Origin of the sequence: Staphylococcus sp. 11007852 (genome assembly GCF_011394325.1) — a bacterium.
GTDB lineage: Bacteria > Bacillota > Bacilli > Staphylococcales > Staphylococcaceae > Staphylococcus > Staphylococcus agnetis.
Genome location: NZ_JAANBJ010000022.1, coordinates 40,330 through 58,688 on the forward strand (window position 1 = coordinate 40,330; position 18,359 = coordinate 58,688).

Consider the following 18,359-nt stretch of genomic DNA (forward strand, 5'->3'; position numbering starts at 1 on the left):
TTTTTACTACAGTGTTAAATTACCCTAAAAGTTTTATAATAATCTGAAGTTTCACATTATTTATGCACTACATTGCCACTTTATCATCTCTGTAAAATTATATTTATGAAACACAATATAATTACTCGTATGTTATTGAAAAGTTGATACCCTATTATGCCTCATTCCATACTAAAAATGCCTTCAAAACTCACCAAACAGTGAATTTTGAAGGCTATACTTAATAAGTATCAATGAAATTATTTTACTCAAATTAATGTTTATTTTTAGATATTACATTGTTGTTGTAGATTGACGGCTTCATGTGCTTTTGCTAAGCAAACGTCATACGATAATGTTTCCTCAAAAGAAAAACGAAAAATATTTTGAAACGCGTATGCAATTTCAGTAGGTTCTCCTAATTGATGTACAGCATCCATCATTTCATACACTTCCGCGTCCCCTAATGTTTTATCATCAAATTGCATAGGATTCCATTCAGATAACAATTGATAGAGTTGAATATTTAAATCGTTATTGGCCACACATATTCACCTTCTATTTTAAATTTATTACGCGTTGTCATCTTCAATATCGATGGATTCAATTACAACATCATATGCTGGCTTATCTCCAGGACCTACTTTTACACTTGCGATATCTTCAAGCGTTTTTTCACCTTCAATTAATTGACCGAAAACTGTGTGTTTTTGATCTAACCAAGGTGTGCCGCCTTTTTCACGATAAGCTTCAGCAATTTCTTTTGGCCATCCGCCATCTTGTAATTGATTCAACATTTGAGCTGGTAATTCTTTCATTTGTACGATAAAGAATTGTGAGCCATTTGTGCCTGGACCTGCATTAGCCATTGATAATGCGCCATACAGGTTAAAGGCTTCCATAGAGAATTCATCTTCAAATGGACTACCATAAATACTTTCGCCACCCATACCTGTACCAGTTGGGTCACCACCTTGAATCATAAAATCATTAATGACGCGATGGAAAGTGATACCGTTATAATATCCTTTCTTTGATAATTCTACGAAGTTTTGCACTGTTTTAGGGGCGATCTCAGGGAATAATTTTAAAGTCATATCACCCATATTGGTATGCATTACTGCTTTAATTTCATTATCTTGTAATTCTTTAGTAAGTTGAGGATATTTCGTCATTTGTCATTTCTCCATTCGTGTTAAACTAAAATATAAACATATCTTAACATATTTAAGAAAGGAAGGAATATTTATGCGCTACCGATTTGCACATAAAAGCGGTGTATACGGTGTTGAAATTGTTGAAAGAACAGAAGATCAAATATTGGTTAAAGTATTGCAAGTCATTAAGCATCCTAAACAAGGCGATTTGCATACACCTAATGAAGCTGAAGGTGTCTTTTTTCATGAGCGTAAAGCTTTGAGTTTATATGAAAAACGTTACACGACACAAAGTAAACTTAAACCATTTGATGTAGACGTCATGCCTTACGTAGAATCACTTCAACATGCTGTAGCACAATTAGAGTCAAAACTTAAATCTAATGACACTTTATATAACCAAAAATCACTGATGTGTTTAAAAGCATTAAAAAAAGATTATGAACGTCAATACAAAATGAAATTCGATTAATTTTATGACATTTAAGACGAGTTTCTACTTATTTAAAAGAACCTAAAAATCAACTCTGGCCACGGTAAGGGTTGATTTTCTTCGCATTCATAATCATGTATAATAAAAGTAATGCAGTTTTATGAAGGAGGACAATTTATGAGTTGGTTACATATTGCGGTGATTTTGCCGTTGATATTCGCACTTATCATACCTGTTTTGTACCGTTTTTATAAGCGTGTGCATTTAGGATGGTTTGTGTTACCGATTCCAGTTGTGTTGTTCGCATACTTTTCAACGTATCTTCAACCTACTATGTCCGGTCATTACGAAAAAGCATCTATGAAATGGATGCCACAAATCGGAATGAATTTTGACATATATGTAGACGGTCTCGGCTTATTATTTAGTTTATTAATTACCGGTATTGGGAGTCTTGTTGTACTTTATTCTATTAGTTACTTAAGCCGTTCTGAACAACTAGGTAATTTTTATTGCTATTTATTGATGTTTATGAGTGCCATGTTAGGTGTTGTACTCTCAGATAACTTACTCGTGCTTTACTTATTTTGGGAGCTGACATCATTTTCAAGTTTCTTACTCATTTCATTCTGGCGCCATAAAGAAAAATCATTATATGGTGCAATGAAATCAATGATGATTACTGTATTTGGTGGATTATCATTATTAGGTGGCTTCATTCTACTTTATATCGCATCTGGAACATGGAGCATTCGTGAATTAGTACGTCACGTTGATGATATTCATACATCTCCATTTTTCCTTTTAGCAATGATTTTTATTATTATTGGTGCAATGACAAAGTCCGCACAATTCCCATTTTACATATGGTTGCCTGATGCGATGGAAGCACCGACACCTGTAAGTGCATATCTTCACTCAGCAACGATGGTTAAAGCTGGAATTTATTTAATTGCTCGTTTGACACCCCTTTTCGCAGTATCTCAAGGGTGGATTTGGACAGTTACATTATTTGGATTAGTCACTCTTTTTTGGGGATCTTTAAATGCAACCAAGCAACAGGATTTAAAAGGTATTTTAGCCTTTTCTACTGTCTCTCAACTAGGGATGATTATGTCCATGCTTGGAATAGGTGCAGTCAGCTATCATTTTAATGGCGCAGAAAATCAATTTTATGTCGCAGCTTATAGTGCTGCAATTTTCCATTTAATCAACCATGCGACATTTAAAGGTGCACTTTTCATGATTACAGGTGCCGTTGACCATGCGACAGGTACGCGTGACATAAAAAAACTCGGTGGCTTAATGACAATTATGCCAATTTCATTTACGCTTACCATCATTACTTCATTAAGTATGGCAGGCGTCCCACCTTTTAACGGTTTTCTATCTAAAGAGCAATTTTTAGAAGCCATGATAGAAGTCACAAGCGCTAACGTATTCAGTTTAAATACTTTAGGTTTGCTCTTACCAATTGTTGCCGTAATTGGTAGTATATTTACATTTGTGTATTCATTTAAATTTATAACTGAAATCTTTTTAGGGAACTATCAACCTGATGCATTACCACATAAAGCACATGAGGCATCCATATTGATGAATATCCCTCCAATTATTTTATCAACATTAGTCATCGCTATAGGCTTATTCCCTAGTTTAGTATCGACACCGTTAGTCGAACCGGCTGTTAAATCTATAGCTAACATTGATAACATCACGGCTGAATTTCATTTATGGCATGGCTTTACACCTGCATTTATGGCAACACTCATCATATACGTTGTCGGTGCTATTTTGTTATTAACACATAAGAAATGGGTTCCGGTTATAAAAGGGTTACCTCAATTTCTAACTTTAAACTATTGGTACGATCAAACAGGACGCTATTCACCTTTCTATGCGACACAATTAACACGTACGTATATGACCGGTTTTAGTCGAAATAATATTGTGATTATATTTACTACATTAATTATTATCACAGTTGTGACGCTTATTTTAGTGCCATTTACGTTCGACTTTAAGCATGTGTCACCGATACGTCCATATGAATTTATATCTGTTATTACGATTATCATAGCGGCTGTAATGATTATGTTTGCACGTTCACGACTCTTCAGCATTATTATGCTGAGTGCAGTAGGGTATTCGATGGCCATTTTCTTCATTTTCTTTAATGCGCCAGATCTTGCATTAACTCAATTTGTAGTAGAAACCATTTCCACTGCCCTATTTTTACTATGTTTTTATCACTTGCCAAATATGAGCCGTTATAATGAAACACCTAGATTTAAGATCGTCAATGTCGTAATTTCAATTAGCGTTGGTCTTATCGTTACTATTTTAGGCTTAATCGCTTATGGCAACCGTCATTTTATATCAATTAGTGAATTTTATAAAAAGCATGTTTATGACCTTGCAGAAGGTAAAAACATGGTCAACGTAATTTTAGTAGACTTCCGTGGAACGGATACATTATTTGAGTCTGCTGTGCTAGGTATCGCAGGTATGGCCATTTATACACTCATTAAATTACGTGCAAAACACAAAAATGGTTATGAAAGGATTGAGAAAATTGAACAGACAGAAAAATGATTTAATTTCACAATACTCTGCACTGATTATCTTTTTCTTAATAATGATGTTCGGTTTCTCTCTCTTTTTAGCCGGACATTATACTCCTGGAGGCGGCTTTATTGGTGGACTCCTTGTATCGAGTGCACTGGTAATTATTGCAGTGGCCTTTGATGTTAAAACAATGCGTAAAGTGTTCCCATGGGATTTTAAAAAACTTATCGCACTCGGCTTAGCATTTTGTGTTTTTTCACCCATGTTGAGTTGGACATATGGTAAGAACTTTTTCACACATACTTCTGTGGATATCCCTTTACCTTTTTTAGCACCGATGCATGTTCATACAGCTGTACTTTTTGATACTGGCGTACTTTTCGTTGTTGTAGGTACAGTATTAACAATTATTTTAACGATTGGAGAGAATGAGTAATGGAAATTGTATTAATAGTCGTTTGTGGTTTGCTTACATCCATTGGCGTGTACCTCATTCTTTCTAAAAGTTTAATAAGAATTATTATAGGTACCGCACTGTTATCACATGCTGCAAATTTATTTTTATTAACAATGGGTGGTCTAAAAACTGGAAATGTTCCTATTTTCGAAAAGAATGTTACCAATTATGTAGACCCTATTCCTCAAGCTTTAATTTTAACAGCAATTGTAATTTCATTCGCAGTCACTGCTTTTTTCTTAGTACTTGCTTTTCGTAGTTATAAAGAATTAGGCACAGACAACGTAGAACGTATGAAAGGAGTGCCACAAGATGATGATGAATGAGAATTTAATTGTAATGCTTGTGGCGATTCCAGTCATAACTACGATTTTACTTATTTTTAGTGGTTTGCGACCGTATATTAAAAGATATATTGCTTTAATAGGTACGCTCATCACATTAGGCTTTGCAATTTGGAACTTTGTCAATGTATGGGTCGGCGGTCATCCGATTGTCCTTGAATTGGGCTCGTGGAAAGCGCCCTACAGCATTGTGTTTGTTTTAGATTTATTTAGTGCGTTACTTGTTATGACGAGTACGCTGATTACTGTATTGATTATATTATTTTCATATCAATCTATAGGTTTACATCGTGAAACGTATTATTACTATTTTACTGTTATGTTTATGCTTGCTGGTATCAATGGTGCTTTTATTACTGGCGACATTTTTAACTTATTCGTATTCTTTGAAGTCTTCTTAATGGCTTCTTACGGACTTATGGTTATTGGTGGAACAAAAATACAATTACAAGAAAGCGTCAAATATTTACTAGTGAATGTCGTATCTTCAGCGTTTTTTGTTATCGGCGTAGGTATTCTATATTCCGTTGTTGGTACGTTAAATATGGCTGATATTAGTGTTAAATTAGGTAAAGTTTCACACGAGCATCCAGGTTTAATTAGTATCGTATTTATTTTATTTATATTTGTATTTGCCACTAAGGCAGGTACGTTCCCAATGTACGTATGGCTTCCAGGTGCATACTACGCTCCTCCTTTTGCTATCATTGCATTTTTCGGTGCGTTACTTACTAAAGTCGGCGTCTATGCCATTGCACGTACAATGAGTTTGTTCTTCCATGATACATTAACAATTTCACATTACACGATACTTACATTAGCACTACTCACCATTATCTTTGGTTCTGTCGGTGCTGTAGCCTATCGAGATACAAAACGTATTATTCTATATAATATTATGATTGCTGTCGGTGTGATTTTAGTTGGTGTTGCAATGATGAATCAAGCAGGAATCATTGGTGCCATTTATTACACTTTACATGACATGCTAGTCAAAGCTGCGTTATTTTTCTTAATTGGTATCATGTACAAAATCACAAAAACAACAGATCTACGAAAATTTGGTGGTTTAATTCATCATTATCCACTTCTAGGATGGACATTTTTCATTGCTGCATTAAGTTTAGCTGGGATTCCACCACTAAGTGGATTCTATGGAAAGTTATATATCGTCCAAGCAACATTCCAAAAAGGATTTTACGTAAGTGGTATCATCGTCCTTCTTTCAAGCTTGGTCGTGCTATATTCGGTTATTAATATATTCTTACGCGGATTCTTTGGTAAAAGTTATGGCTATGTTTATAACCCGCGTTTACACCATAGAGGATTGCTAGCCGTCGCTGTACTTTCGGTAATCATTACTGTTATTTTTGGTTTAACAGCAGGTCAGTTATATCCGTTTATTGCAGAAGGTGCAAAATCGTTCTATCAACCAGAAACCTATATTCAAAGCGTTTTAGGAGGCGATTAAATGGCAGTTCAAATATTAATTAATATTATTTTAGCTGTGTTTTGGTTATTTTTATCAGGCAGCTATACGATGAATTCATTTGTTCTTGGTTTTTTATTCGCCCTATTACTCGTTTATTTAATGCGTCAAATCCTGCCGGGTCGATTTTATGTTGTAACGATTTATAAAGTCATCAAGCTTGCATTCATTTTCATCATCGAATTGATTAAAGCTAACTTTGACGTTTTTAAAGTCATTATCCAGCCTCGTCTTAAAAACGAATCTGCATTCTTTGTATATGAAACAGATTTAGAGCACAAATGGCAAGTAGCGTTGTTGTCCAACTTAATCACATTGACACCTGGTACTGTAGTGATAGGTGTTAATGACGATATGAAACGTTTATATATTCATTGTCTCGACTTTTCAACAAAAGAAGAAGAAGTCGCTTCAATTAAAAACTCACTTGAAAAAGCGGTGAAAGAAGTAGGTGAATCCTAATGAACTATGACATATTAATCATTGTTGCATTAATTATTGTAGTGCTCTCTATATTGGCGATGCTCGTACGTGTCATTTTAGGCCCTACACTTGCGGATCGTGTTGTTGCATTAGATGCCATTGGTATCCAATTAATGGCCATTGTAGGTTTGTTTTCTATCATTTTAAATACACCCTATATGATAGTAGCAATACTATTAATTGGTATACTTGCTTTCTTAGGCACAGCCGTGTTTGCTAAATTTATGGATAAAGGTGAGGTGATCGAACATGACAGAAACCATCGTGACTAGTTTAGGCGTTCTACTTGTCATTATCGGTGCATTGTTTAGCGCGTTGGCAGCTTTTGGTATTTTGAAATTAGATGATGTGTATTCACGTGCACATGCTGCAGGTAAAGCGGCAACATTAGGTGCCATGCTCTTACTTACTGGCGTGTTCATCTATTTTATCGGTAAAGAGGGATATGTTAATTTTCAACTTTTAATCGGTATATTCTTTGTTTTTATTACCGGTCCTTTAGCAAGCCATATGATTTTAAAAGCGGCATATAATTTAAAGGCACCCGCATCAAAGCGCTTAAAACTTGATGAAGTTAAAAAAGATTTAGACGGCAAAAAACTTTAATATTCAACTTAATCCATTGATATTAGCGAGGATTCATTCTTTCATAGATGACATCCTCGCTTTTTTACATCATTCCCTTCTGTTACCGGTCATAACTCTTTGGCAAATTCTTTACCACACACCTTGTTCGATAAAAATTTTAATGTTTAAGTGCGTTATTTATTATTCTTGAATAATTTTAAAAGTGTCGCTATATTTAAAGTGTAAAAATATACCTAGAAAGGACTAGAGAGATGAAAGGTGCTACTTCAATATTCTGCACATTATTGTTATTATTGCTGTTTGTAGCAGGTTGTACACAACAACATCAAAGTAGTAAACGCAACAGTGATGATGCCTCCATGTATGCAAAACATAAATCAAAAGTAAATGATGATTGGAAACCTTATAAAGGAGAAATTTACCATGTATTTTTTCATCCGGTTATAACTGATCCAAAAGTAGCATTTGATAGTAAAAATCCAAGTGCGAAAGGTAATAATGACTGGATGGTTACAATAAAAGAATTCAAATCAGCCATTGAGGAATTACATAAAAACAACTATATTTTTTAATAGACCCTCACGATGCTTATGACCTTCAATCATCACCTATAAAAAAGAAAACATTGAAATTACCTAAAAATAAGAAACCATTAATATTATCTATCGATGATATGAACTATTATGATTATATGCGTGGAGAAGGATACGATGATCGCCTCGTTTTAGATGAATCACAACATGTCGTTTCAGAAACGAAAGATAAACAAGGAAAGATTACCCATTCAAAAAGTGACGATATCGAACCAATCTTAAATGATTTTGTAAAAGCGCACCCTGACTTTTCTTTAAATGGGCAAAAGGGTGTTGTAGCATAAACGGGCTATAGTGGTGTAATAGGTTATCGAACAAATGAAACAGATAGTAAAGATTATGAGCAACGTAAAAAAGATGCTAAAAAAGTTGTAGACGCAATGAAACGCGATGGTTGGACATTTGCCAGTCATTCATATGGACATATTAATTTTGAAAAATCATCTTATAAAGCAATTGTCAACGATACCCAAAAATGGGAAAAAGAAGTCGTACCTATTGTTGGTAAAACGGATTTATTTATTTTCCCTCATGGTGCACAAGATCGTCATACACCAGCGTATAACTATTTAATTAAAGAAGGTCATTTTAAATATCTCGCTGGTGTGGGTCCTAATAATTTTACAGATGTTTCACCTGATAATGTATATCAAGATAGAGTTGCTATAGATGGTCTGAACCTATATGAATTTAAATATAAACTCAAACCATTTCTTATACCTGAAAATGTATATAACAAAGAAGATCGTGCTTATTTTAAAGGGAATAAATCCTATGCATATTAATTAAAAGCCATCTTTGAATGTGGAGTAAAGGATTCCTCCTATACTTCTCTCAAAGATGGCTTTTTTTATATATTTTTTTGTTTGACCGCTATAGTTCCTCTCATTACTGTAATGAGTATGCCTTCCTCATTAGTAATTTTGACATCCCAAACGTGTGTCATGCGACCACGATGTAAAAGGGTTGCTGTAGCAATCACTTTTCCACTTTGTACTGATTTAATATGATTGGCATTCATCTCTAAACCAACAGGTATCTCTTTTGTAACATCTAATAAATGTGAGGATCCTATAGAACATGCCGTTTCGCCTAAGGCCATTGTTGCCCCTCCATGAAGATAACCGAACGGTTGTTTCACATTATCTGTCACCGGCATTTCCATTTTAAGATACCCCTGATGTTGCTCTACCACTTTCATATTTAATAATTCCACTAAATTCGACATGCCTATGCCTCCTTAATAACATCATTATAATACAAGTGCTGCAATCGTACCCATAACGACAAGTGGAATATTATAAAACAAGAAATTTGGTATACAAGTATCACGAATATGATCATGTTGACCGTCGACATTCAGTCCTGCAGTAGGACCAAGTGTGGAATCACTTGCGGGTGAACCTGAATCCCCTAGCGCACTTGCAGTACCAATGAGTGCAATAAGGGCCATTGTACTCATTCCTAAAGCTTCACCAAATGGTATAAATAAAGCTGCAATAATCGGGATTGTTGCAAATGAAGATCCAATCCCCAAAGTCACTATGAGACCAATGAGATACATTAATACAATACTCAAAAATAAATTACCGCCAGAAATTGTTGTCAGGCCATTAACGAGCTTTTCTATATCACCTGTTTTGTTCATGACACCCGCAAAACCATTGGCGGTTAAAATAACGACCCCTATATAAGCCATTATTTTAATTCCATCTACAAATTGATGATCTAGTTCTTTCCATTTGTAAATGCCTGAAACAAAGAAAATGAGCACCCCTGCCAATGCACCAAATATCATTGAATCTGTTAAAGTTTGAACCGTAAATGTCGCCAAAATTGCCACAATGACTACAATAATCACATACGGTCTTAGTGTAACTTCATTGTCCTTATTAGACACCTCAATCGTTTTATAGTCCCTAGGTTTACGATAATATATTAACGCTAAAATGAGACCAATAATATAGCCACTTGCAGGTATTAACATTGCTTTCCAAATCATTCCAAATTCAATGGGATGATGTGCTTTTTCAAATCCTTTTTGGATAATTTCTTGGAATATATGACCAAATCCAAATGGGAGCAACACATATGGAAAACATAATCCAAAACCGATAATTACGCCAATCAAACGGCGATCAATTTTAAGTTCATTAAATAAACTAAGTAGTGGTGGTACAACAATTGGAATAAATGCAATATGCACTGGTATAACATTTTGACTCATGACACTAAGCATAAGCAAACTGATAATAATAAATACTTTTACTTTAATACGTGAAACTTTCGTATTTTCTGTTCGGATGGCTTCAATGATACGGTTTACTAAATAATCTGTAATACCGCTATAGGATATTAAAGCTGCAAATCCGCCTAATAACGCATAGCTAAGCGCAACTTCAGCCCCATCCACAATATTTTGCGTAAATGTTTCAATCGTTTTGTCTAAAGGCAAGCCGGCTAACAATCCACCGACTAAGGCACTTATAAACAAACTAATGACAACATTTAATCGACATAAACATAAAACAATCATAAGTAATACTGCGATTAAAACTGCATTCATTCCGTTATCTCCTTTAGTTCATTATCGTGTTAAAGCGTTATGAAAATCATAACAGTTTCATTTTTTCATGTCAATGTATGATCTCACTTCTTTTTTGAAATTTTTATATTCATCGCATCGACCTAAAATAGTATTTCATTTAGTGTTAGCACTATCTATAATTTCCAATCTTTAGAGTTCTAAATGTAAAACAAGGAGTAGCCTTAAAGGGCACACTCCTTGCTCATTTTTAAAACTCTATTATAATTCTGTCACTTTTCCATAGGTATGTTTAAGATAATGTACTATGGTTGAAATCATGACACCTGTTGCACCTTTAGGGCCTTTATAAGATGCTTTACTCGTCGTTGCAGGACCTGCAATATCAAAGTGTAGATGTGGTGTTTCACCACTAAAATGTGTAATAAATGCAGCAGCAAACAGTGCTTTACCATCTGCATTTACATGATTAGTTAAGTCAGCGACATCAGATTTTTTAATTTGCTTTCGTTCTGTTGCTGTAATTGGTAATTCAAATGTAGGCTCCCCCCATATGCGCGTTTGCGTTAAAATGTCATCCAATATGTGTGTAGAGACCCCTTTATTAAATACAGCTGTTTTGTCTACACCTAAAGCAACAATTGCGGCACCAGTTAATGTCGCGAAATCCATAATTAATGCAGGTTGATATTGATTCGCATAATATGAAGCATCTGCTAAAACAAGTCGTCCTTCTGCATCTGTGTTTGGCACTTCAACTGTTTCTCCGCTTAAAGCAGTAAAGACATCATCTGGTTTCATTGCATGTGGTGCAATCATATTTTCAGCAGCAGCAATCACTCCGACTACGTTTACTTTAAGTTGAAGTGCTTGAATCGCATCAATCATCCCGACAACGTTTGCTGCACCACACATGTCGAATTTCATGGTAGGCATACCATTTTTAGACTTGATAGAATAGCCTCCAGAGTCGTACGTGATCCCTTTACCCACAAGGGCAATCGTTTGATCTTGTTGATTTGGATTCCCTTTATATTCTAATGTAATCAATCTGGGTGCATGACTTGAACCTTTACCTACTGCATGCAGTAAGCCGAAACCTTCTTGCTGAATCATAGTGCCATCTTTGATATCCACTGTTACATTTGTTGTTTTAAAACGTTCGTCTACTAATGTCGCAAAGTATTCTGGTGTTAAAATATTTGGGGGCATATTGCCTAAATCACGTGCAAAATTAATAGCGTGACCTAGATGACGACCGTCTTGCATCACCGATTCATAATTCGCCCATGTTTTAGGTTCAAGTTGAATATGTATACGATAAGGCGCTTTTTTATCAAATTTATAAGAATCAAACGTATAAATTGCTTGTTCTTGTTGCAACCCCATTATATTAAATACCTTTTCAATTTCTACAGTTTTTGAGAAAAACGTTGGCATATATAGGCTTATCGAATCTATAGCATGTTGTTTCAAGTATTGAAACACATTACCCCATATTTTTAAATAATCGCCTTCTGTGCGCTTTTTTACATTACCTAATCCAACAGTTACCACCTTACACCATTGATCATTGATGAATAGCGCTGCCTCTCGTACATCTCCTAAATTAGATGATACTAATTGTTGCGCTTTTAAAGGCGCCAAAGCATCAATCAATGCATGATCTTCCTTCACTTCCTCCACATATTGATTAAGATGTTCCGGTACGCCAATCACACGTACTGATGATTTGTATGCTGTCATCATCCCACTCCTTTTCTCTTTTAATGCTTTATACAAAGAAAGGCTGGATAGTGCCCTTAGAAAAGACACTCCCAGCCATGTATGACATTGATTTAGAATTTACCTTTTTTATAAGCTAAACCTAAACCACCAATTTTGAAAATTGCACGTGTATCAATCACGCGTTTCATGAAGGCTGCTTTTTTACCTGTGATTTCACGGCCATAAACAAGTCCTACACCATCATGTTTACCTAAAGATGCAACTGTTCCACGATCAACATACGTGAAGTTTTCAGTAGGCTCACCTTTTAAAATATGTTGAATATTTTTCGCAACATGTTCACCTTGTTGCATTGCAATTTGTGCAGTTGTTGGTAATGGACGCTCTTCACCTTCTGGAATAAATGCAGAACAGTCACCGATTACGAAAATGTCATCATAACCTTCAATTGTTAAATCTTGTTTCGTAACGATGCGACCGCGTTTAACACCTTCGAATGATTTTTCCATTAATTGACTTCCACGTACACCTGCAGCCCAAACAACCGTATTCGCTTCTAATGTTTGTTCTTCATCGTTCACTTTTACAACGAATCCTTTTTCATTCGCTGCTACGATAGGTGTACCCACTTTAAATTCAACACCACGGCTTTCTAAATAACTCACCGCATGATTTACCAAGTTGTCAGAGAACATTGGTAACATTTTAGGTGCTGCTTCAACACAAGTAATTTTAACTTTACTTTGGTCAACGCCGTATTTGTTCGCAAGTTCTGGAATACGATCTGTTAATTCGCCTAAAAATTCTACACCTGTAAAACCTGCGCCCCCAACTAAAATTGCTAAATCATTATCATCTTTCGTTTTTGATGCAGCATAATTTGCAAATTTGTCTTCAATATGACGCGCAATTTTTCGTGCAGTATGCACATTTTCAATTTGGAACGCATGTTCTTTCATACCATTAATGCCAAATGTTTCAGATTCGAATCCTAAACCAACCACTAAAATATCAAAATCGAAAATACCACGTGTCGTTTCAACTTTTTTAGCGTTGCGGTCTATTTTAGTTACCTCTGCACGCACGAATTCAACATGATCTTTAATGACACTATCGATCGGATACAAAACATCCTCATAGCTTAGCGTACCAGCTGATGCTTCATGTAACCATGTAGACTCATAGTGATAATCGTTTTTATTAATTAAAGTGATGTGTGCATCTTCTTCAGATAATTGTTTTTGAAGTTTTGATACAGTTTGTAAACCAGCGTAACCTGCACCCAAAACAAGTACTTTTTTACGTTCTGCCATTTCTATTCACCTATTCCTTCATAAATATTATAAATACTCTTCCTACTGTATACCCTCATAATTTTTTATGTACACAAAATTGTAAAATACAGTTCAATAATAGTTTATATTTTTTTAACGGTGAATTCAAGTTAATCATATGAATGTAAACACTTCGATATCAACAGTTAATATAAGCAGAGAAAATGAAGTGCCACTTGAGAGAAACCGCTTACATAACGATGAAATAATGGAGTCGTACAGTGTATCAACGCTTACACTTGCACGACTCCTTACTTAAATCTATTCAATATTGATCATATGACCTTAATGATTATACTTAATTTTGAAGGTTAACAATCTTCAGGTGTGCCTGCCACTTTAGCTGTTCTAAATGAACTGCCACAGCCACATGAAGCAATTGCATTTGGGTTGTCGATTTGGAACCCGCCACCCATCAGTGACGTCTTGTAATCAATCGTCGTACCATTAAGTATTGGTGCATCTTCCTTATCCACTAATACTTTTAACCCATAAAATTCTAAAACTTCATCATTTTCACCTGGTTCTGGCTCAGCAGTCATGCCATACGTAAGACCTGTACAGCCGCCGCCATTCACTTTCACTTTTAAGTAACCATTTGGCATATCATTTTGTTTCAACATATCTTTCACTTCGTAAGCCGCTGCTTCCGTTAAAATAACAGTAGACATGATAAATCCTCCTTAAAAAATCCACGTCGCTTCAATGTGTGCATAAATATTTTGTAGCAATTCATCAGGTGTTTCCCCTTCAACTAAATCACCATTGACAAGCGCATAAAGTCCTGATGAACATATACCACAGTGTTGTAAACAGCCATAGTCTAGAACATCTATATTGGGATCGTTTTCTAAGGTCTGAAAAACTTTTTCAGAACCCCTTGCCATATTGGAGATGCAAAACTCAACAATAGGATTCATGGTTCACCCTCTAGCATTTCAATTTATAGTACATACATTATAACAAACTATCTCACATCCATCTATGACATCAACTTATATAAAGTTGTTTAATAACATTAATATTAATAATTATTTGTGAATCAATTTTGACAGAATTTTGACGTTTGTTTGTGTGCATTTTAAAAAACGTATATAATTATAGTAAGTAATGATGTCTGAATCTCATTCATTTTGATGCAAACGTAATATGTCGAGGGGTCATAAACATATTGTTCGCATCGAGCATATAAAATCAACATTAAAGGGGAATTTATAATGAAGAATTTAGTATTGTTAGGCGGCGGCTACGGCAACATGCGTATTTTGTCTCGTATCTTACCAGAGGCACTACCAGATGATTATCAAGTAACACTTATTGACCGTATGCCTTATCACGGGTTAAAAACAGAATTTTATGCGCTTGCGGCAGGTTCTAAATCGGATAAAGAGGTTCGAGTAGGTTTTCCTAAATCAGAACGAATGAATGTGGTATATGGCGAAATCACTGATATTGATCTAGAGCAACAAATCATTTCAGTGGGACAAACACGTGTAGATTATGATGAATTGATTATTGGATTAGGTTGTGAAGACAAATATCATAATGTGCCTGGGGCTAAAGCGTATACATATAGTATTCAAACATTACAAAGTGCGCGCAAAACATACCATGATATTAGTGAATTGCCTTCAAATTCTCAAGTTGGCATTGTAGGGGCTGGATTAAGCGGCATTGAACTTGCAAGTGCTTTACGTGAAAGCCGTAGTGATATTAAAATCTTTTTATATGATAGAGGCGATCGCATCCTAAATCAATTTCCAGAAAAACTAAGTAATTATGTAAAAAAATGGTTTGAACAACATGATGTTACTGTTGTACCAAATTCAGACATTGTTAAAGTAGAACCTGGTATTTTATATAATAAAGAAACGAAAAATGAACACGATTTAATCGTCTGGACAGCGGGGATTCAACCTGTTGAGTTAGTCCGTAATTTACCTGTTGATTTAAGTCGCAGCAATCGTGTTATTTTAAATCAGTATCACCAAGTTCCGACATACCCTAATGTATATGTCGTAGGAGATTGCGCAGACTTACCACATGCACCAAGTGCGCAACTTGCAGAAGAACAAGCAGATCAAATCGCATCTGTTTTAAAAACAAAATGGGAAGGTAAACCATTACCTGAACAAATGCCAGACATTAAAATCCAAGGATTTTTAGGCTCACTTGGTGAGAAAAAAGGCTTTGCATATGTCATGGATAAGACTGTAACAGGTCGTCTTGCATCAATCTTAAAATCTGGTGTGTTATGGCTTTATAAACATCATAACGGTTAACATTAAAAAACGGGATGGGACGCATGTTCCATTCCGTTTTGAATTATAGTAGATAAATGTCATATTTACATATTTATATGAAAAATGAGGTACCTTATTTTTCATTTACAATATGTTCATCTATAAACCGTGTAATCGGTTTGAGTTGGACGTATCCATCTGTAACATATTCATCATTCATTGTAACAAGAGGATAAAATAATTCATCTTCTTGGATTTGTTCGATAAATTGCTGATCATGGTCAGATAGATTTTCAGTATCTTTTTCAATATCTATATACGTATACTCGAACTGAATATTTGGATATTTACGCGCTAAAATCGACTGTAACCACTCATATGTGTTTTGAGAACTGGGTGCATTCACACAACTGGCACAAATGACGTCAGCACCATAAACGACAACACTCACTTTAGTCATCAATACTCTCCCCTTGTTTCTATTATAGATTTTTACTACTGATTCTATTATAATAAAAAAATAAGAGGAATTAGAACCATTTAACTTGAAAGGAGGCATTTTACATGCCAACTGAAAATGCAACAATGTATGACCAAGTTGCTGAGGTCATCGAAAAATTACGTCCTTTCTTATTACGCGATGGCGGTGACTGTGAACTCGTCGATGTTGAAGATGGAATTGTAAAGCTTCAATTATTAGGCGCTTGTGGCACATGTCCAAGTAGTACCATTACTTTAAAAGCCGGAATTGAACGTGCACTCGTTGAAGAAGTGCCTGGCGTTATTGAAGTTGAACAAGTTTTTTAATATCGCATATTTTAAAATAAATCACTTATTCTTGTTCGGGCTTGCCGACAACACATACACCCCTTAAAAGCTTGTAATTAATACTTTTAAGGGGTGTTTTATATTGATAAACGTCATGTCTACCAAGCTTTATGTACTGAAATCATCTAACCTTGCCATTCATTTAAAATATACAAAAACAGTAACATGACCACGAATCATGTTACTGTTTTTCATTTTTATGAGTGAATATGTTTCTCAATTTTTTCAGTTAGTTCTACTAAACCGCGCCAACCAATGTGTACTGCATCACTCATCACATATGGTTTATAGTCTTGATCTGTCATGTCGTGTACATTGCCACCATGAGATGAAATAGTTTTCACAATCTTTTCATCCACTTTTTGACGGCGTTCTCTATCAACATGAATAGAATCATACCATTTACCATTTACAGGTAGGACGACATATTGTACATCTGCATTACCAGCTTTCATAAGGTCTACTAAAAGTGCAAGATCTTTGAATTCTGGAGAGTTCATGTGGAACTCATGTTGACGACTAATTGGACGTTTATTTTGTTTAATCAGTTTCCAATATTCATCTTTAATGCGATAAGGATTCGTTGAACTACGGCTTTTACCATACTTTTCAGCTTCCTTATCTAATTGTGCATATGATTTTGTATTTGGTTTAGATTTATCAAGCAGTTTGGTTAACTTATCTGTTTCTACAGACATCGGAATATAACTTTTCAAAATTTCCATTTTTTCTAAATGGTTCGCATAAAATGGGTTTAAGTAATGACCTTTAACTTCACCTGTTTTAGCGACCTGTTTTAAAAAGTCATCATGCTTATTTGTTTTAAAATGTAATAAACGTTGAGCGAGACGTTGTTTAAGATGATTCGGTATATTTGGATTATCGAAATATAGGTTAATCTGAACTTTAGACACACGACCTAAGTAGTTATTTTCTAACATACCTTTTCGTGTGAACCATTGCGGTGAAATAATGATCGTCATTTTTTTATTTTTTAACTGATCATATTGCGCACCCAAAGCAATAGCCTGTAATAAATCTGTTTGTCCACCCGTACCTACATAAAATAAGTCTGGCTTTTTACCTTTTAACAAGATAACAGGTTGGTACGGGTCGTCTTTACGCAGTTCACTTGACCCATACACAGGATAAAAGTTTTTATCTTTTAACATGGCATGCTGAATGGCAGATCCTTTAATGACGTTATCAGAATTTGCAACTTGTTGTTTTAACAATTTCTGGTGAGACCAGTTAGGCTGAAGCCATGATGCAGGTATTAAAACAAAAGCACCAAATAAAAGTCCACTAACGAGAAAAGCTAAAATTGCTGGATGTTTTAACTTCATTGTAATTCAGATAATACTTCAACAATTTTATTTGGTGTTGCCCATGCTTCACGATCGAAGTCCATAATTGATACTTCAATATCCAACTCATTTTGAATTGCTAAAATAAGTTGTACTGTTTGCATAGAATCTAAAATACCTTCATCAAATAAACGAACATCTGGTTGTTCCTTAACAATGCTATCTTCTGTAACGTCTTCTAAAATATTTAATACTTGTTCTCTAAATTCCATATCAATCACTC

The 18,359-nt window shown here is 35.0% G+C and carries 21 protein-coding genes and 1 pseudogene; 11 read left to right on the plus strand and 11 right to left on the minus strand.

Going from position 1 to position 18,359, the window contains the following annotated elements; all coding sequences use genetic code 11:
• Positions 1–266 precede the first annotated feature (266 nt).
• Both G8Y85_RS06040 and G8Y85_RS06045 read right to left on the minus strand, forming a co-directional pair.
• Positions 267–524 carry a DUF1871 family protein gene (locus G8Y85_RS06040; protein WP_060550662.1) on the minus strand — a complete coding sequence of 86 codons (258 nt, stop codon included), beginning with the start codon at positions 522–524 and terminating at the stop codon, positions 267–269.
• Between the two features lie 27 nt (positions 525–551).
• On the minus strand, positions 552–1,154 hold the full coding sequence (locus G8Y85_RS06045; protein ID WP_060550661.1) for a peptidylprolyl isomerase: 603 nt from the start codon (positions 1,152–1,154) through the stop codon (positions 552–554).
• Positions 1,155–1,227: 73 nt separating this feature from the next.
• Here G8Y85_RS06045 and kapB point away from each other — a divergent pair, with 73 nt between their 5' ends.
• From kapB to G8Y85_RS06090, 9 genes and pseudogenes are all read left to right on the plus strand, one after another.
• Positions 1,228–1,608 carry a sporulation phosphorelay system protein KapB gene (gene kapB, locus G8Y85_RS06050; protein WP_060550660.1) on the plus strand — a complete coding sequence of 127 codons (381 nt, stop codon included), beginning with the start codon at positions 1,228–1,230 and terminating at the stop codon, positions 1,606–1,608.
• 138 nt (positions 1,609–1,746) lie between these two features.
• On the plus strand, positions 1,747–4,164 hold the full coding sequence (locus tag G8Y85_RS06055; protein WP_165805568.1) for a Na+/H+ antiporter subunit A: 2,418 nt from the start codon (positions 1,747–1,749) through the stop codon (positions 4,162–4,164).
• A complete protein-coding gene (locus G8Y85_RS06060; RefSeq protein ID WP_209104206.1) occupies positions 4,127–4,573 on the plus strand; it encodes a Na(+)/H(+) antiporter subunit B in 447 nt (148 codons plus the stop codon). Before G8Y85_RS06055 ends, G8Y85_RS06060 begins: the two co-directional genes overlap by 38 nt.
• On the plus strand, positions 4,573–4,920 hold the full coding sequence (gene mnhC1 / locus G8Y85_RS06065) for a Na+/H+ antiporter Mnh1 subunit C (RefSeq protein ID WP_037566794.1): 348 nt from the start codon (positions 4,573–4,575) through the stop codon (positions 4,918–4,920). Before G8Y85_RS06060 ends, mnhC1 begins: the two co-directional genes overlap by 1 nt.
• Complete coding sequence (locus G8Y85_RS06070) at positions 4,910–6,409, plus strand: Na+/H+ antiporter subunit D (RefSeq protein WP_107400876.1); 1,500 nt, start codon at positions 4,910–4,912, stop codon at positions 6,407–6,409. Before mnhC1 ends, G8Y85_RS06070 begins: the two co-directional genes overlap by 11 nt.
• A complete protein-coding gene (locus G8Y85_RS06075; protein WP_037566793.1) occupies positions 6,410–6,889 on the plus strand; it encodes a Na+/H+ antiporter subunit E in 480 nt (159 codons plus the stop codon).
• Positions 6,889–7,182, plus strand: a complete 294-nt coding sequence (locus tag G8Y85_RS06080) for a Na(+)/H(+) antiporter subunit F1 (RefSeq protein ID WP_037566791.1) — start codon at positions 6,889–6,891, stop codon at positions 7,180–7,182. Before G8Y85_RS06075 ends, G8Y85_RS06080 begins: the two co-directional genes overlap by 1 nt.
• Positions 7,160–7,516 (plus strand): Na+/H+ antiporter subunit G1, encoded by a 357-nt coding sequence (locus G8Y85_RS06085; protein ID WP_060550658.1) that lies wholly within the window; start codon positions 7,160–7,162, stop codon positions 7,514–7,516. Before G8Y85_RS06080 ends, G8Y85_RS06085 begins: the two co-directional genes overlap by 23 nt.
• Positions 7,517–7,749: 233 nt before the next feature.
• Positions 7,750–8,876: pseudogene (locus G8Y85_RS06090) on the plus strand (polysaccharide deacetylase family protein).
• A gap of 65 nt (positions 8,877–8,941) precedes the next feature.
• Here the strand turns inward: G8Y85_RS06090 and G8Y85_RS06095 are convergent.
• From G8Y85_RS06095 to G8Y85_RS06120, 6 genes are all read right to left on the minus strand, one after another.
• Positions 8,942–9,319, minus strand: a complete 378-nt coding sequence (locus tag G8Y85_RS06095; protein WP_103345751.1) for a PaaI family thioesterase — start codon at positions 9,317–9,319, stop codon at positions 8,942–8,944.
• A gap of 24 nt (positions 9,320–9,343) precedes the next feature.
• A complete protein-coding gene (locus G8Y85_RS06100) occupies positions 9,344–10,657 on the minus strand; it encodes a Na+/H+ antiporter family protein (RefSeq protein ID WP_060550656.1) in 1,314 nt (437 codons plus the stop codon).
• A gap of 240 nt (positions 10,658–10,897) precedes the next feature.
• Positions 10,898–12,385: a M17 family metallopeptidase gene (locus tag G8Y85_RS06105; protein ID WP_425338449.1), complete on the minus strand. Its 1,488-nt coding sequence runs from the start codon at positions 12,383–12,385 to the stop codon at positions 10,898–10,900.
• 89 nt (positions 12,386–12,474) lie between these two features.
• Complete coding sequence (locus tag G8Y85_RS06110; RefSeq protein ID WP_037566779.1) at positions 12,475–13,677, minus strand: NAD(P)/FAD-dependent oxidoreductase; 1,203 nt, start codon at positions 13,675–13,677, stop codon at positions 12,475–12,477.
• Positions 13,678–14,009: 332 nt separating this feature from the next.
• The gene (locus G8Y85_RS06115) at positions 14,010–14,369 is read right to left on the minus strand and encodes a HesB/IscA family protein (protein ID WP_037566778.1); all 360 of its coding nucleotides are present in this window, start codon (positions 14,367–14,369) and stop codon (positions 14,010–14,012) included.
• A gap of 12 nt (positions 14,370–14,381) precedes the next feature.
• Positions 14,382–14,618: a YuzB family protein gene (locus G8Y85_RS06120; RefSeq protein ID WP_037566777.1), complete on the minus strand. Its 237-nt coding sequence runs from the start codon at positions 14,616–14,618 to the stop codon at positions 14,382–14,384.
• 297 nt (positions 14,619–14,915) lie between these two features.
• Between G8Y85_RS06120 and G8Y85_RS06125 the strand changes: the two genes are divergently transcribed.
• Positions 14,916–15,980: an NAD(P)/FAD-dependent oxidoreductase gene (locus tag G8Y85_RS06125; RefSeq protein WP_060550654.1), complete on the plus strand. Its 1,065-nt coding sequence runs from the start codon at positions 14,916–14,918 to the stop codon at positions 15,978–15,980.
• Between the two features lie 94 nt (positions 15,981–16,074).
• Here the strand turns inward: G8Y85_RS06125 and G8Y85_RS06130 are convergent, their stop codons facing one another.
• Positions 16,075–16,401: a YuzD family protein gene (locus G8Y85_RS06130; protein WP_060550653.1), complete on the minus strand. Its 327-nt coding sequence runs from the start codon at positions 16,399–16,401 to the stop codon at positions 16,075–16,077.
• A gap of 104 nt (positions 16,402–16,505) precedes the next feature.
• On the opposite strand from G8Y85_RS06130, the gene G8Y85_RS06135 reads away from it, so the two are divergent.
• The gene (locus G8Y85_RS06135; protein WP_037572314.1) at positions 16,506–16,748 is read left to right on the plus strand and encodes a NifU family protein; all 243 of its coding nucleotides are present in this window, start codon (positions 16,506–16,508) and stop codon (positions 16,746–16,748) included.
• A gap of 218 nt (positions 16,749–16,966) precedes the next feature.
• Here the strand turns inward: G8Y85_RS06135 and dltD are convergent, their stop codons facing one another.
• Positions 16,967–18,115, minus strand: coding sequence for a D-alanyl-lipoteichoic acid biosynthesis protein DltD (gene dltD, locus G8Y85_RS06140; RefSeq protein WP_165805571.1), 1,149 nt, complete (start codon positions 18,113–18,115; stop codon positions 16,967–16,969).
• On the minus strand, positions 18,112–18,348 hold the full coding sequence (gene dltC / locus G8Y85_RS06145; RefSeq protein WP_037566769.1) for a D-alanine--poly(phosphoribitol) ligase subunit 2: 237 nt from the start codon (positions 18,346–18,348) through the stop codon (positions 18,112–18,114). Before dltC ends, dltD begins: the two co-directional genes overlap by 4 nt.
• Positions 18,349–18,359: the final 11 nt, after the last annotated feature.

Excerpts from the sequence above, each read along its gene's own strand:
- G8Y85_RS06100 (WP_060550656.1), bottom strand. The coding sequence starts at position 10,657 with ATGAATGCAGTTTTAATCGCAGTATTACTTATGATTGTTTTATGTTTA.
- G8Y85_RS06075 (WP_037566793.1), top strand. The coding sequence starts at position 6,410 with ATGGCAGTTCAAATATTAATTAATATTATTTTAGCTGTGTTTTGGTTA.
- G8Y85_RS06105 (WP_425338449.1), bottom strand. The coding sequence starts at position 12,385 with ATGATGACAGCATACAAATCATCAGTACGTGTGATTGGCGTACCGGAA.
- G8Y85_RS06130 (WP_060550653.1), bottom strand. The coding sequence starts at position 16,401 with ATGACTAAAGTGAGTGTTGTCGTTTATGGTGCTGACGTCATTTGTGCC.
- G8Y85_RS06095 (WP_103345751.1), bottom strand. The coding sequence starts at position 9,319 with ATGTCGAATTTAGTGGAATTATTAAATATGAAAGTGGTAGAGCAACAT.
- G8Y85_RS06135 (WP_037572314.1), top strand. The coding sequence starts at position 16,506 with ATGCCAACTGAAAATGCAACAATGTATGACCAAGTTGCTGAGGTCATC.
- kapB (WP_060550660.1), top strand. The coding sequence starts at position 1,228 with ATGCGCTACCGATTTGCACATAAAAGCGGTGTATACGGTGTTGAAATT.
- G8Y85_RS06055 (WP_165805568.1), top strand. The coding sequence starts at position 1,747 with ATGAGTTGGTTACATATTGCGGTGATTTTGCCGTTGATATTCGCACTT.
- G8Y85_RS06080 (WP_037566791.1), top strand. The coding sequence starts at position 6,889 with ATGAACTATGACATATTAATCATTGTTGCATTAATTATTGTAGTGCTC.
- G8Y85_RS06045 (WP_060550661.1), bottom strand. The coding sequence starts at position 1,154 with ATGACGAAATATCCTCAACTTACTAAAGAATTACAAGATAATGAAATT.
- dltD (WP_165805571.1), bottom strand. The coding sequence starts at position 18,115 with ATGAAGTTAAAACATCCAGCAATTTTAGCTTTTCTCGTTAGTGGACTT.
- G8Y85_RS06060 (WP_209104206.1), top strand. The coding sequence starts at position 4,127 with ATGAAAGGATTGAGAAAATTGAACAGACAGAAAAATGATTTAATTTCA.
- G8Y85_RS06125 (WP_060550654.1), top strand. The coding sequence starts at position 14,916 with ATGAAGAATTTAGTATTGTTAGGCGGCGGCTACGGCAACATGCGTATT.
- dltC (WP_037566769.1), bottom strand. The coding sequence starts at position 18,348 with ATGGAATTTAGAGAACAAGTATTAAATATTTTAGAAGACGTTACAGAA.
- G8Y85_RS06110 (WP_037566779.1), bottom strand. The coding sequence starts at position 13,677 with ATGGCAGAACGTAAAAAAGTACTTGTTTTGGGTGCAGGTTACGCTGGT.
- G8Y85_RS06085 (WP_060550658.1), top strand. The coding sequence starts at position 7,160 with ATGACAGAAACCATCGTGACTAGTTTAGGCGTTCTACTTGTCATTATC.
- G8Y85_RS06115 (WP_037566778.1), bottom strand. The coding sequence starts at position 14,369 with ATGTCTACTGTTATTTTAACGGAAGCAGCGGCTTACGAAGTGAAAGAT.
- mnhC1 (WP_037566794.1), top strand. The coding sequence starts at position 4,573 with ATGGAAATTGTATTAATAGTCGTTTGTGGTTTGCTTACATCCATTGGC.
- G8Y85_RS06120 (WP_037566777.1), bottom strand. The coding sequence starts at position 14,618 with ATGAATCCTATTGTTGAGTTTTGCATCTCCAATATGGCAAGGGGTTCT.
- G8Y85_RS06070 (WP_107400876.1), top strand. The coding sequence starts at position 4,910 with ATGATGAATGAGAATTTAATTGTAATGCTTGTGGCGATTCCAGTCATA.